Below are 14148 nucleotides of genomic sequence, written 5' to 3' on the forward strand. Positions count from 1 at the left end.
GTAGGAAACAGGATCAGGCAGTGTTTACCGGAGGTAGACCCCGCCCGACATCCGATTCCAGCCAAGCCTGTCCAATTGCAGCAGTTTTCCAGAGATGTTTTTCAGGGGCTGACAAAGTCCTTTTTCCTTAGGGGTGAAACACCTTGGCCAAGATTCTCGTGGTTACATCCGGCAAGGGTGGTGTGGGTAAGACCACCACCAGCGCCGCTATCGGTACCGGCCTCGCTCTGCGCGGCCACAAAACAGTCATCGTCGACTTCGACGTCGGCCTGCGTAACCTCGACCTGATCATGGGTTGCGAGCGTCGCGTGGTCTATGACTTCGTCAACGTGGTCAACGGCGAAGCGAACCTGCAGCAGGCCCTGATCAAGGACAAGCGCCTTGAGAATCTCTACGTGCTGGCCGCCAGCCAGACCCGCGACAAAGACGCGCTGACCCAGGAAGGCGTGGAAAAAGTCCTGATGCAGCTCAAGGAGGACTTCGAGTTCGTGGTCTGCGACTCCCCGGCCGGTATCGAAAAGGGTGCCCACCTGGCCATGTACTTCGCCGATGAAGCGATTGTCGTGACCAACCCGGAAGTCTCGTCGGTCCGTGACTCCGACCGCATGCTGGGCCTGCTGGCGAGCAAATCCCGTCGCGCCGAGCAAGGCGAAGAGCCGATCAAGGAACACCTGCTGCTGACCCGCTACAACCCACAACGGGTCAGCGACGGCGAAATGCTCGGCGTCGAAGACGTCAAGGAAATCCTCGCGGTCACCCTGCTGGGTGTGATTCCAGAATCCCAAGCGGTACTCAAGGCCTCCAACTCCGGGGTGCCGGTGATCCTCGACGACCAGAGCGACGCCGGCCAGGCGTACAGCGATGCGGTCGATCGCCTGCTGGGCAAAACCGTGGAGCATCGTTTCCTCGATGTAACGAAGAAAGGCTTCTTCGAGCGCCTGTTTGGAGGTAGGTAATGAACCTTTTTGACTTCTTTCGTGCCAACAAAAAGCCCAGTACCGCCTCGGTCGCGAAAGAGCGTCTACAGATCATCGTGGCGCACGAACGCGGCCAACGCAGTACCCCTGACTACCTGCCAGCCTTGCAGAAGGAACTGGTGGAAGTGATCCGCAAGTACGTCAACATCGGTAGCGATGACGTGCATGTGGCACTGGAAAGCCAGGGCAGTTGCTCGATTCTGGAACTCAATATCACCCTGCCGGATCGCTGATAGATCCTGCGGGAGCCACGGCGGCTCGGGCGCTTTCCCCTCCTCCCATGAGGACCTGGGGGAAACGCCCGAGCCGCCGTTGGCGTTTGTACGAGACTGTTTCAATGCCCCTCTCCAATATCCGCATCATCCATCAGGACGCCGCCGTCCTGGTGGTCGACAAGCCGACCCTGCTGCTGTCCGTGCCCGGCCGGGCCGACGACAACAAAGACTGCCTGATCACCCGCCTGCAGGAAAACGGCTATCCGGAAGCACGAATCGTGCACCGACTGGACTGGGAAACCTCCGGCATCATCCTGCTGGCCCGTGACCCGGACACGCATCGCGAACTGTCTCGGCAGTTTCATGATCGAGAAACCGAAAAGGCCTACACGGCGTTGTGCTGGGGCCAGCCGGCACTGGACAGCGGCAGCATCGACCTGCCGTTGCGCTACGACCCGCCGACCAAACCGCGCCACGTGGTGGACCATGAACACGGCAAACACGCCCTGACCTTCTGGCGTGTGCTGGAGCGTTGCGGCGACTGGTGCCGGGTCGAACTGACACCGATCACCGGGCGCTCGCACCAGTTGCGCGTACACATGTTGTCCATCGGTCACCCGCTGCTGGGCGACGGGCTCTACGCCCATCCGCAGGCCCTCGCCGCCTGGCCACGCCTGTGCCTGCACGCCAGCATGCTCAGCTTCACCCACCCGCAAAGCGGCGAGCGCCTGCGCTTCGAGTGTCCTGCACCGTTCTGATACTCCTGTGGGAGCGAGCTTGCTCGCTCCCACAGGAGGACTCAGGGTGAATACAAGCCCTGTGAACGCCAGCGATCCAATATGCAGCCTGCTCAAGATAACGGCGGGCATTCAACGCCAATATCAACCACCGGCCACCCTCCCCATCGACCACCAATACGGTAAACTCCCGCCCATCGCTGTCTGGAGCTATTTATGCGCGCAGAGTTGAACCAGGGCCTGATCGATTTCCTCAAGGCCTCCCCCACCCCCTTTCATGCCACCGCCAGCCTTGCCCAGCGCCTGGAAGCGGCGGGTTATCAGCGTCTTGACGAACGCGAGACCTGGACCACCGAGGCCAACGGCCGGTATTACGTCACGCGCAACGACTCCTCGATCATCGCCTTCAAGCTGGGCCGCAACGCACCGCTGCACGATGGCATCCGCTTGGTCGGCGCCCACACCGACAGCCCCTGCCTGCGGGTCAAGCCCCAGCCGGAACTGCAACGCCACGGCTTCTGGCAACTGGGCGTGGAAGTCTACGGCGGCGCATTGCTGGCGCCGTGGTTCGACCGCGACCTGTCCCTCGCCGGGCGCGTGACCTTCCGCCGTGACGGCAAGGTCGAGAGCCAGTTGATCGATTTCAAGGCCCCCATCGCCACGATCCCGAACCTGGCCATCCACCTCAATCGCGAAGCCAACCAGGGCTGGGCCATCAACCCGCAGAATGAACTGCCGCCGATCCTTGCCCAGTTCGCCGGTGACGAACGCGTCGACTTCCGCGCCGTGCTCACCGATCAACTGGCCCGCGAACACGGCCTGAACGCCGACGTGGTGCTCGACTATGAGCTGAGCTTCTACGACACCCAAAGCGCCGCGATCATTGGCTTGCATGGCGACTTCATTGCCGGCGCGCGCCTGGACAACCTGCTGTCGTGCTACGCCGGCCTGCAAGCCTTGCTGAGCGCCGACACCGAGGAAACCTGCGTGCTCGTGTGCAACGATCATGAAGAAGTCGGTTCCTGCTCGGCCTGCGGCGCCGACGGCCCGATGCTTGAACAGACCTTGCGGCGTCTGCTGCCGGAGGGTGAAGAATTCGTACGGACCATTCAGAAATCCCTGCTGGTCTCTGCCGATAACGCCCACGGCGTGCACCCCAACTATGCCGATAAACATGACGCCAACCACGGCCCCAAGCTCAACGCCGGGCCGGTGATCAAGGTCAACAGCAACCAGCGCTACGCCACCAACAGCGAGACCGCCGGGTTCTTCCGTCACCTGTGCATGGCCGAAGAAGTGCCAGTGCAGAGCTTCGTGGTACGCAGCGACATGGGCTGCGGCTCGACCATCGGCCCCATCACCGCCAGCCAACTGGGCGTGCGCACCGTGGACATCGGCCTGCCGACCTTCGCCATGCACTCGATCCGCGAGCTGTGCGGCAGCCATGACCTGGCGCATTTGGTGAAGGTGTTGAGCGCGTTCTATGCCTGTCGTGAGTTGCCTTAGCCGCAGCTGGACCGGTTTGGAGCAAAGGCAGATGAACACTTGTGGCGAGGGGATTTATCCCCGCTGGACTGCGAAGCAGTCCCAGAATCCACCAACCAGCGCGATTATCCGATAGGGCGTAGGGGGTTGCTGCGCAACCCAGCGGGGATAAATCCCCTCGCCACAAGAGTGTTCGCCTCTGGATTGGGGGGGGTGATGTGACCCACATCATCACAACCCGACAAAACCCCAACTAGACTGGCCTTATCCTCCCCGACAAGGCTGTCGCCATGATTTCCATGTCTTCGTTCAACGCCATGCTGGTACCCATCATCGCTGGCATGATCCTGCTGGCCATTGGCTTCAACTTCCGTGACAAGAACGTCGGGGTCTTTGCCATGTGGATCGGCATGCTGCTGATCCTCGCAACGGTGCTGCTCAAGATCCTGGCCAAGCTTAACGAGTCAGCCTGAGTTCATCTCACGCAGCGGGCGGTTGCTCGGGCACGTCCACCCCGACGTGAATCGCATCGTGTCGCCAGAACTCCAGGTCGCAGTCGATCAGCCGCTGGTGCTGGTCATAGTTGACCCGTGCAATCCTCAGCCCCGGGCTGCCCACCGAGACCTTCAGCGCCGCCGCGGCTTCCGGCTGGAGAGACGTGGGCACGATCTCGAATTTCACCCGACCGTAGTGCAAGTCGTAGTGGCGGGCATACAGTTCGGTCATGGACTGGTTGAGGTCGAACTCGAGGATGTCCGGAAAATACTGCGGGTTCAGGTAGTGCTCGACGTACAGCACCAGACGCTCATCGATGCGTCGCGCGCGACAGATCTGGATCACGCTGGACAGCGCCGGCAGTTGCAACCAGGCACACACCGCCGCCGACGCCGGTTGCAGGCGCGCCGAGATCACTTGGGTAGAAGGTACCCGTCCCTGGGCCGCGACCATGGCGTGAAAATGGCTGCGCTGCATCAGGTTATAGGCCAGGCGCGGCGGCGAAACGAACCAGCCCCGGCGTTCCTCGCGATAGATCTGCCCCTGGGCTTCGAGCTGCAACAACGCCTCACGCACGGTAATCCGAGTGGTGCCGAACAGCTCACTGAGCTTGCGCTCGGCTGGCAACTTGCTGCCCGGCGCCAGCAGCCCATGGTCGAGCTGCTCTTGCAGGACTTGCCCGATGGTTGTCACCGCCTTGGTTGTCTCGATGCGCATCAACGTTACCTATCTGGACTAGACCAGCACTGTTTCAGGGCGAAATCGATGGCGCATCGATCCGCTTCTCGTTCCTGCAAGCCTAGGCATTGCTCATGACTGGCAGATGACAGACCCGCCGAACGGTTGTCCGGCAGACCTGCAAATTAACGGCCAAGTCCTTACAGATCAGCCGTTTAACCATGGTCTACGCTTAATTCGCAGCCAACCGGTACGTGCCCGACATTTTCCGCCCCCACCGGCGTCGACATCAAAATGTCACAGGGCTCGCCTACATTGGCTCAGGTATTGCTGACCTAGACCAACACAACCGCAATCGCAGCGTTGAAAACGCCCATAGGAGCTTCGGATGAAACAGCTTTTCCTGGCATCACTGTTAGGCTCGACCATTGCCATGTGCACAGCCGCCATGGCCGCTGACACCGATCTGAAAACGTTGGAAGCCGCTGCGAAAGCGGAAGGCGCCGTCAACAGCGTCGGCATGCCCGATGACTGGGCAAACTGGAAAGGCACCTGGGACGACCTGGCCAAGCTCTACGGCTTGAAGCACATGGACACCGACATGAGCTCGGCCCAGGAAATCGCCAAGTTCGCCGCCGAGAAAGACAACGCCAGCGCCGACATCGGCGACGTCGGCGCGGCCTTCGGCCCGATCGCGGTCAAGCAGGGCGTGGTGCAACCCTACAAGCCAAGCACCTGGGACCAAGTGCCTGCCTGGGCCAAGGATAAGGACGGTAACTGGGCGCTGGCCTACACCGGCACCATCGCGTTCATCGTCAACAAGAAGCTGCTGCACGGCTCCGAAGTACCGACCAAATGGGCTGACCTGAAAACCGGTAAGTACAAAGTCTCCATTGGTGACGTGAGCACCGCGGCCCAGGCCGCCAACGGCGTGCTGGCTGCCGCCCTGGCCAACGGTGGCGACGAGAAGAACCTGCAACCGGCCCTGTTGATGTTCGCCGAAATTGCCAAGCAAGGGCGCATCTCCATGGCCAACCCGACCATCGCCACCATGGAAAAAGGCGAAGTCGAAGTCGGCGTGGTCTGGGATTTCAACGGCCTGAGCTACAAGGCCAAGATGGCCAACCCGGATGATTACGTCGTGTTGATTCCGTCCGACGGCTCGGTGATCTCCGGCTACACCACCATCATCAACAAATACGCCAAGCACCCGAACGCCGCCAAGCTGGCCCGTGAGTACATCTTCAGCGACGCCGGCCAGATCAACCTGGCCAAGGGCAACGCCCGGCCGATTCGCGCCGAGCACCTGACCCTGCCGGAAGAGGTCAAGGCCAAGCTGCTGCCGAACGAGCAGTACAAAGGTGTGACTCCGATCAAGGATGCGGATGCGTGGGAGAAGACTTCCAAGGCACTGCCGCAGAAATGGCAGGAAGAAGTGATCATCAATATGCAGTGAGGCGGTAGTTAGCCCGTTCGAATATCCGATGCAAATCCCTTGTGGGAGCGGGCTTGCTCGCGAATGCTGACTGACATTCAACATTGATGTTGGCTGACAGACCGCATTCGCGAGCAAGCCCGCTCCCACACGGGACCTTCGTTGATTCGAGTTTTCTGGTATCTACCCCGGAGTCCCGGTCCCTATGAAGCACAACGTCATCCTGGTGGTGCTCGACGGCCTCAACTACGAAGTCGCCCGGCATGCCATGGGACATTTGCAGGCCTATGTCGGCGCAGGACGCGCAGCCCTCTACACACTGGAATGTGAACTGCCGGCCCTGTCCCGTCCGCTCTATGAATGCATCCTCACCGGCGTCGTGCCCCTCGACAGCGGGATCGTGCACAACAATGTCACGCGCCTGTCGAACCAGCGCAGTATTTTCCACTACGCCACCCAGGCCGGCTTGAGCACCGCCGCCGCTGCGTATCATTGGGTCAGCGAGCTCTACAACGTGTCACCGTTCATCGCCGGCCGGGACCGTCATACCGACAACCCCGACCTGCCGATCCAGCACGGGCATTTCTACTGGAATGACCATTACCCCGATTCCCATCTGTTCGCCGACGCCGAACACCTGCGCCAACGCTACTTGCCGAACTTCCTGCTGGTGCACCCGATGAATATCGACGACGCCGGCCACAAGCACGGCCTCGATACCCCGCAATACCGCAACAGTGCCCGCTCGGCCGACATCAACCTGGCGGTCTACCTGCAAGCCTGGCTCGACGCCGGTTACCAGGTGCTGGTGACCTCCGACCACGGCATGAACAACGACCGCTCCCACAACGGCCTGCTGGCCGAAGAACGGGAAGTGCCGCTGTTCGTCCTGGGTGACAGCTTCAGTTTCGATCCCGCTGCCGCACCGAGGCAGACCGAGCTGTGCGGCACGATTTGCCAATTGCTCGGCGTCGACCACGACAAACCCTATTGCCAGGAGTTACTCAAGTGAACGCCATGACGCGCGGCAAATGGCTGGCAGCGTTGTGCCTGGTGCCCTTCGCGATTTTCTTCATCGTGTTCCAGATTGCCCCGCTGCTCTGGGTGTTGATCAACAGCCTGGAATCAGAAGAGTTCGGCTGGGGCCTGGCCAACTTCAGCAAGATCTTCAGCTCCAAGTTCTACCTGCAAGCGATCCAGCACAGCCTGGAGATCAGCTTCTGGTCCAGTGTGTTCGGCATCATCATCGCCGTGCTCGGCAGCTACTCCCTGCGCCGGGTGGATTCGCGGCTGCGCAACTTCGTCAACGCCTTCGCCAACATGACCAGCAACTTCGCCGGCGTGCCCCTGGCCTTCGCCTTCATCATCTTGCTGGGGTTCAACGGCAGCATCACGATCATGCTCAAGCAGGCGGGGATCATCGAGGATTTCAACCTGTATTCGAAAACCGGGCTGATCATTCTCTACACCTACTTCCAGATTCCCCTCGGCGTATTGCTGCTCTACCCGGCCTTCGACGCCCTGCGCGAAGACTGGCGCGAATCCGCCGAGTTGCTCGGCGCCAACGGCTGGCAGTTCTGGCGGCACATCGGCTTGCCGGTGCTGACCCCGGCACTGCTGGGCACCTTCGTGATCCTGCTGGCCAACGCCCTCGGCGCCTATGCCACGGTCTACGCGCTGACCACCGGTAACTTCAACGTGCTGCCGATCCGAATCGCCGCCATGGTCTCCGGCGACATTTCCCTCGACCCGAACCTGGCCAGTGCCCTGGCCGTGGTGCTGGTGGCGTTGATGACCGTGGTGACCATCGTCCATCAGTTGCTGCTCAAGAGGAGCTACCATGTCTCGCGCTGAACCGGGCTCCGTCGGGCTCTATCATCGGGCGGTGGTGTACCTGCTGTTCGCCATCCTGCTGCTGCCCCTGGCCGGCACGCTGGTCTACTCCATCGCCAGCAGTTGGTCGGCCACCGTGCTACCCAGCGGCTTCACCTTCAAATGGTATGTGCAGTTGTGGAGCGATCCGCGCTTTCTCCACGCCTTCGGTCAATCGTTGCTGGTCTGTGTCGGTGCGCTGGTGCTCTCGGTGGTGTTGATCCTGCCGCTGCTGTTCGTGGTGCACTACCACTTCCCCAAACTCGACGCACTGATGAACATCCTCATCCTCCTGCCGTTCGCGGTGCCGCCCGTGGTGTCGTCGGTGGGGCTGTTGCAACTTTATGGCTCCGGCCCGCTGGCGATGGTCGGTACGCCGTGGATCCTGATCGGCTGCTACTTCACCGTCGCCCTGCCGTTCATGTACCGGGCGATCACCAACAACCTGCAAGCCATCAACCTGCGCGACCTGATGGACGCCGCCCAACTGCTCGGCGCCAGCACCTTCCAGGCCGCCGTGCTGGTGGTGCTGCCGAACCTGCGCAAGGGCTTGATGGTGGCGCTGCTGCTGTCCTTCTCGTTCCTGTTTGGCGAGTTCGTGTTCGCCAACATCCTCGTCGGCACGCGCTATGAAACCCTACAGGTCTACCTGAACAACATGCGCAACAGCAGCGGCCACTTCACCAGTGCGCTGGTGATTTCCTACTTCTTCTTCGTACTGGTCCTGACCTGGGCGGCCAACATCTTGAACAAGGACAAAAGCCAATGAGCTACGTCAGCGTCCAACACCTGCAAAAAAGTTACGCCGGCACTCCGGTGTTCAGCGACATCAACTGCGAGATCCGCAAGGGTGAATTCGTCACCCTGCTTGGCCCTTCCGGTTGCGGCAAATCCACGCTGCTGCGCTGCATTGCCGGCCTGACCGCAGTGGATGCCGGGCAGATCCTGCTGGACGGCCAGGACATCGTCCCGCTGAGCCCGCAGAAGCGCGGGATCGGCATGGTCTTCCAGAGCTATGCCCTGTTCCCCAACATGACTGTGGAGCAGAACGTTGCTTTCGGCCTGCGCATGCAAAAGATCGAGGCCGAGGACAGCCGCAAGCGGGTGCAGGAAATCTTGCGCCTAGTGGAGCTGCATGACTTTGCCGCTCGCTACCCCCATCAACTCTCTGGCGGTCAATGCCAGCGCGTGGCCCTCGCCCGCTCCCTGGTGACCCGGCCGCGCCTGCTGTTGCTGGACGAGCCGCTCTCGGCCCTGGATGCGCGGATTCGCAAGCACCTGCGCGAACAGATTCGTCAGATCCAGCGCGAACTGGGCCTGACCACGATCTTCGTCACACACGATCAGGAAGAAGCCCTGACCATGTCTGATCGGATTTTCCTGATGAACCAAGGAAAGATCGTACAAAGCGGCGATGCCGAGACCCTTTACACTGCACCGGTCGATGTCTTTGCCGCCGGGTTCATCGGCAACTACAACCTGCTGGACGCCGACAGTGCCAGCCGGCTGCTGCAACGCCCGGTGAACGGCCGCATCGCCATTCGCCCGGAAGCCATCGAGCTGAGTCGCGGTGGCGAAGCCGATGCGCTGATCCGCAGCCACAGCCTGTTGGGCAACGTGATTCGTTACCGAGTGGAGGCACGCGGCGTCGAGTTGGTGGTGGATGTGCTCAATCGCTCGGCGGCCGATCTGCACCCCGACGGCACACGCCTGTCACTTTCCATCGATCCTTCGGCGCTGTGTGAGGTAGCCTGATGGTTTTGTTGATTTTGAAGCTGATATTGAAAAGGGAAACGCGCTGATGGCCCTGGCAATTTTTGATCTGGACGAAACCCTGATCCACGGCGATTGCGCCACCCTCTGGAGCGAGCAGATGGGGCGCCTGGGCTGGGTCGATCCCGAGTCGTTCATGCGGCGCAACAACGAGCTGATGGACGCCTACAGCCATGGCAAGCTACGCATGGAGGAGTACATGGACTTCAGCCTCGAGCCGATGATCGGCCGCACCCCGGAAGAAATCGAACACCTGGTGGCGCCATGGGTGGAAGACTTCATCGAACCGATCATCTTCAGCGACGCCACCAAGACCATCGCCGAACACCGCAAGGCCGGCGACCGGATCCTGGTGATCTCGGCCTCCGGCACGCACCTGGTCAAACCGATTGCCGAACGCCTGGGCATCGATGAGATCCTGGCGATCGAACTCGAAGTGACCCATGGGGTGTACAGCGGCAAGACCGTCGGCACCCTGACCTACCGCGAAGGCAAGATCGCGCGGTTGCTGGACTGGTTGGATGCCGAGGAAGAGAATTTGGAAGGCGCGAGTTTCTATTCCGATTCGCGCAATGATTTGCCGTTGTTGCTGCGGGTGGATCATCCGCATGTGGTGAACCCGGATCAGGTGCTGCGTGAACAGGCGGAACGAGCTGGATGGCCGATTCACCAGTGGAAATAGGCAGCCATAAAGACACAGCGACAGATCAATGAGGTATTACATACAGCGCACCGGTTACGCTCGGCTCTCCAGGCAGGGCGCAAGCAAGCGCATTGGTATGTTCAGCATGGTAGTAAGTGTAATAACCCGCCGGGCAGGCGCCGCCGTGCTCGCCCAGCCAGTATCTTCCACGGGGAAGTGGGAAAGGCTGTGCATACAGACGCTCAAGGTTCTGAAACTGCCCGCTGCTGTTGATAATGAACCCTCCCGATGCGATCAACCAGCGATGGAAGTCCGCGACGCCACTGAAAGTTCCTGGCTGCACCACGCCCAGCAGCCAGGTATTACTCACCTGCGCTGAATAAGTTAATGACTGTGTCGGCGTGCTGGAATCAGATACGGTAATAGTCGTGTTGCCTCGCCTTATTCCTGTCACCTTACCGCCGGGAGTGACCGAGGCAACTTGGGGATTGCTGGACACATAGCGGTAAGGCGGTGCTCCCCCCACAGCCCTGCGAGTCAGCACGTTGTCCATGGCATCGGCCCCTGTCTGCGGCCACGATGCGAAGATCCTGAAACCATTCAGCGCCATCAGCGTATGACTGATTGAAAGCGGCCCCCCGGGGAAAAACGCCTGATCGGTACTGCGATAGGTGAACGTCGCGTTCCCCGTCGGGGTCGCTGGCAGCGTCAAGGCGATAATCGGAACCCACTTGTCGGTTTCCAGGTAAAAGTTTCGCTGGTCATTCTGAGCACCGGCTAGTCCCCCGGGCGTGTAGAAAAGTGCTTCGACAGGCAAGTCACGACCTATGTCCTGAGCCCAGGTGGCTAATCGCAGTTCATTCTGAACAGGAGCGATACTCATATCATCGCTACCCAGCGCTCGCGCTTGGAGACTGGCATAGAACGCGCTTGCCGCCGTACCACCAAGCGCCTCGCTGACATTGAAGCCACATTGATGCCGTGCGCGTTGTTCCGATGGAACAGATTGATAGTGCGCCAGCCATTGCGCAGCGGTGGTAATCCCCTGGGACTGGCATTGCCGACTACTGCCAGGAAATGCCTGATACTGCCCGCAACCTTTCTCATCTCTCTCCAGCGTCCAGCTGTCCACGGGAAAGGAACACAGTACTTCTGGCTGGACGGCAGCCCGTACGGACTCAAGATAGGGCTGGAAGATAAAACCACTTGTATAGCCGTAGCTCAGGCGAATGTATTTCGCATCCTCTCGTAGAAACGAAAAGGACACGCCGCCACTGCTGACCGACAGCGGACTGGGGTTCCAGAAGAAAAAAGATTCCGATGCAACCGTTCCTCTGAGCATGATGCCCGAGCATAAATAAGCCGGCCGTGCAGGGCCGCAATCGATCACTTTTTTATGATAACGGGTGGTCAGGTTGATTGCTGTTTGCGCCCCCAATGCATCGGCATCGTTCGTATGCAACAGTCGTGAAGGCGCATGACATCCCAACAAAAACGCGATGAAAAAGGCGAGAATCGACAGTTTTTTCATTGTTTTGGCTCAATGAAGAAGGCTTGCCTGTAAACAGTCCTCACCTCTATGTCGTTCCCCACAGGTCGGTGTGGGCAGATCAACAGACAACGCTGTCGTCATTTGAACCTGGAAAAAGCGTTGGCAAGTTCCAGAAGGATCGTTTCGTCCTGCTTGTCCATGTCGCCATCGTCATCAGCATCGGTCTTGACGTTAACCGTATCGTAGGCGCCATTCTTAACCGATGAAGAAACAAAAGTAGCGAACTGGTGCACGTCATCCAAGTAGAACTCGACGACAACTTCGGGCGATTTATTGCTGGTATCCACTTCAGCCATGGACAGGCGGAGCTCTCTAGTAGCCATCACGACACCTCTTCTGTTGGGTGGAGAATGAGCAGAGTGACAACCTTCTACCCAGGCCTCCAAATTTAGGGAGGCTCCCATCGTGGCGTCTACTGTCAGAGTTGACAGGTCATATACCTTATCCGACCAATGACACCTGTTATTTCTGACAGTAGACGTCAGGTCATGATCAGTTGGTTAATAACGCTACCTTCGACGTAGGGTGAAAAACAGCCAGAGACCTGACGGCGGTCTATCAAAACACTGCTGCAACTGCGCACACCCAAAATATTCGATTATCCGCAAGAACAGCAGCAAGCGACGAATATTTTACGCAGACCATAAGAATCCATAAATAAATCCGTGCTCTGAAACCAACATCGAGGACGAGCAAGTGAACAAACTAATCAGTGTTTTTGTGTTGATTCTTCTGTTCCAGGGCTGCACCGAACATAACGCTCAGTCAACCAGATTGTATAATCCTGAGCCGCCTGAAAACACTACAGCAGCCACTGTTCAGGAACTTCAAGGCCCCGAATTAGCGGCTGAGCTGCAACGACGATATCAAGATACCCGTACCGATTGCGGCTCGGCCAGGAGACCGGCGTTCTTATGTTCGGGTATTTTGCTGCGGGGCACGAGCCATTCAGAAGACAAACCCTATGATGCCTGGGACCCCAGCGACACGGCGATACGCGTAGGGGGAACTTCCTTCTCGTATATTCGCTCGGACTTCAATATGAAACGCCTGGCGTTCGACTATGACAAGGGTTATATCTTTTTCCCCTACATGGAGACCCCGCCCGATAAATTAAAGATAGAAATCTTGTGTTTTTTTCCTGTCGACGGTCAATCGGACCACCGTACCAATAAAGGCTGTGGGCCACATAAAGATGCACCTTCAGTCAGTGAGCCATGCGGTTTGCAAAACATAAATACCGCCGAACAATGGCGCGATCATTACGTGAGATACCCCCAAGGCACGAAACGGTGTGGTTTTGATGTCAGCAAATCATCCACGGTCCCCACCGCCGCCGTTTTTCACCAAGCTCTATTAACCGGCCCCTTGGTCTTTCCTATTGCTTTCGAGGTGCCTAACGATACCAAGCTGGAGACGTGGCTCCCTGGCAGTGCAGACAAGCTCCCCATCCAGGCATTCATGTACACGAAAGATACAGGCATCAGCTCAGTACAACATGACCAGAGACGTTTTCATGAGTTGACGGGTATTGCTTTACCCATTATCAGAATCACGTTACCGAACTCCTTTCAAGAGTTAGCCACATTTGAATATCGAGACGTTGATCAAGCTGTCCTTCCCGAAATACCGGACAAAACCGAACCCAAGGTTCCCAAGACCTACAATGCAGCAGGCGACCATCTGAAAATGAGTGACATCTACACCGACTCTCATGTGGATGTTGAAGTACCTCACTACGCGGGCATGCATGCCACCGATACCATCAGTGTGCACTGGCAGGGTCGGGTCAACTACAACAGCCCCATTATCGAAGTGGGTGATCCCCCCGGAAAAAAACTGATCCCTATACCTCGCCTGGAAGTCATCGACAATATCGGTCGTTCTGTCGAAGTCGGCTATTCCGTCAAGGAAAAAGGGATTGGTGAGGCGATCGAGTCAGACAAGCTGACACTGCATATCGATCCGCAAGCCGTTCATCCATTACCCGCCCCGAGTTATTCAGCCTCCAAAGTGACCGTGGACTATGGTGGTCAGACGGGTTACACCGTCAGGGCTCGATGGGTCGGTGTGACAACGCGCGACACTGAAACACAGGATGTGACCACCGGCCAGGCCAATGTATTTGATATCCCCAGCGCCTGGATAACCGAAAATCAAGGAAAAACGGTGCTGATCAATTACTCGGTTGTCCGCACGGGCAGCAGTGAGCAGCGGATGTTCTCGCAGGTACTCAGAGTAAATATTGATCGTGAAGATTTGTAGCTGCCTCCACTTGGCAGAGCA

The 14148-nt window shown here is 58.7% G+C and carries 15 protein-coding genes; 12 read left to right on the forward strand and 3 right to left on the reverse strand.

Annotated elements, in window-relative coordinates:
* Positions 1-143: 143 nt before the first annotated feature.
* The 5 genes from minD to LOY70_RS22210 all read left to right on the forward strand — a co-directional run bounded on the left by minD (position 144) and on the right by LOY70_RS22210 (position 3887).
* Positions 144-956, forward strand: coding sequence for a septum site-determining protein MinD (minD, locus tag LOY70_RS22190; protein WP_025214989.1), 813 nt, complete (start codon positions 144-146; stop codon positions 954-956).
* Positions 956-1210 carry a cell division topological specificity factor MinE gene (minE, locus tag LOY70_RS22195; protein ID WP_003179111.1) on the forward strand — a complete coding sequence of 85 codons (255 nt, stop codon included), beginning with the start codon at positions 956-958 and terminating at the stop codon, positions 1208-1210. The genes minD and minE overlap by 1 nt, the downstream gene beginning before the upstream one ends.
* A gap of 104 nt (positions 1211-1314) precedes the next feature.
* Positions 1315-1950: an RluA family pseudouridine synthase gene (locus LOY70_RS22200; RefSeq protein WP_025214990.1), complete on the forward strand. Its 636-nt coding sequence runs from the start codon at positions 1315-1317 to the stop codon at positions 1948-1950.
* Between the two features lie 195 nt (positions 1951-2145).
* Positions 2146-3435: a M18 family aminopeptidase gene (locus tag LOY70_RS22205; RefSeq protein WP_265029340.1), complete on the forward strand. Its 1290-nt coding sequence runs from the start codon at positions 2146-2148 to the stop codon at positions 3433-3435.
* 269 nt (positions 3436-3704) lie between these two features.
* Complete coding sequence (locus tag LOY70_RS22210; RefSeq protein WP_265029341.1) at positions 3705-3887, forward strand: hypothetical protein; 183 nt, start codon at positions 3705-3707, stop codon at positions 3885-3887.
* A gap of 7 nt (positions 3888-3894) precedes the next feature.
* On the opposite strand, the gene LOY70_RS22215 is transcribed toward LOY70_RS22210, so the two are convergent.
* Complete coding sequence (locus LOY70_RS22215; RefSeq protein WP_265029342.1) at positions 3895-4626, reverse strand: UTRA domain-containing protein; 732 nt, start codon at positions 4624-4626, stop codon at positions 3895-3897.
* 349 nt (positions 4627-4975) lie between these two features.
* On the opposite strand from LOY70_RS22215, the gene LOY70_RS22220 reads away from it, so the two are divergent.
* The 6 genes from LOY70_RS22220 to LOY70_RS22245 all read left to right on the forward strand — a co-directional run bounded on the left by LOY70_RS22220 (position 4976) and on the right by LOY70_RS22245 (position 10349).
* Entirely contained in the window at positions 4976-6043 is a 1068-nt protein-coding gene (locus tag LOY70_RS22220) for an ABC transporter substrate-binding protein (protein ID WP_025214994.1), read from the forward strand.
* A 184-nt stretch (positions 6044-6227) separates the two neighbouring features.
* Positions 6228-7034 (forward strand): alkaline phosphatase family protein, encoded by an 807-nt coding sequence (locus LOY70_RS22225; RefSeq protein WP_265029343.1) that lies wholly within the window; start codon positions 6228-6230, stop codon positions 7032-7034.
* A gap of 5 nt (positions 7035-7039) precedes the next feature.
* Positions 7040-7876 carry an ABC transporter permease gene (locus LOY70_RS22230; protein WP_265038145.1) on the forward strand — a complete coding sequence of 279 codons (837 nt, stop codon included), beginning with the start codon at positions 7040-7042 and terminating at the stop codon, positions 7874-7876.
* Positions 7863-8663 (forward strand): ABC transporter permease, encoded by an 801-nt coding sequence (locus LOY70_RS22235; protein ID WP_265029344.1) that lies wholly within the window; start codon positions 7863-7865, stop codon positions 8661-8663. Before LOY70_RS22230 ends, LOY70_RS22235 begins: the two co-directional genes overlap by 14 nt.
* A complete protein-coding gene (locus LOY70_RS22240; protein WP_265029345.1) occupies positions 8660-9649 on the forward strand; it encodes an ABC transporter ATP-binding protein in 990 nt (329 codons plus the stop codon). Before LOY70_RS22235 ends, LOY70_RS22240 begins: the two co-directional genes overlap by 4 nt.
* A gap of 46 nt (positions 9650-9695) precedes the next feature.
* Positions 9696-10349 (forward strand): HAD family hydrolase, encoded by a 654-nt coding sequence (locus LOY70_RS22245; RefSeq protein ID WP_265029346.1) that lies wholly within the window; start codon positions 9696-9698, stop codon positions 10347-10349.
* A gap of 25 nt (positions 10350-10374) precedes the next feature.
* On the opposite strand, the gene LOY70_RS22250 is transcribed toward LOY70_RS22245, so the two are convergent.
* Both LOY70_RS22250 and LOY70_RS22255 read right to left on the reverse strand, forming a co-directional pair.
* Entirely contained in the window at positions 10375-11841 is a 1467-nt protein-coding gene (locus LOY70_RS22250; RefSeq protein WP_265029347.1) for an Ig-like domain-containing protein, read from the reverse strand.
* A 98-nt stretch (positions 11842-11939) separates the two neighbouring features.
* Positions 11940-12185 carry a hypothetical protein gene (locus LOY70_RS22255; RefSeq protein WP_265029348.1) on the reverse strand — a complete coding sequence of 82 codons (246 nt, stop codon included), beginning with the start codon at positions 12183-12185 and terminating at the stop codon, positions 11940-11942.
* Between the two features lie 373 nt (positions 12186-12558).
* Between LOY70_RS22255 and LOY70_RS22260 the strand changes: the two genes are divergently transcribed.
* Complete coding sequence (locus LOY70_RS22260) at positions 12559-14127, forward strand: hypothetical protein (protein WP_265029349.1); 1569 nt, start codon at positions 12559-12561, stop codon at positions 14125-14127.
* Positions 14128-14148: the final 21 nt, after the last annotated feature.

This window comes from Pseudomonas sp. B21-054, assembly GCF_026016345.1.
Taxonomy (GTDB): Bacteria; Pseudomonadota; Gammaproteobacteria; order Pseudomonadales; family Pseudomonadaceae; genus Aquipseudomonas.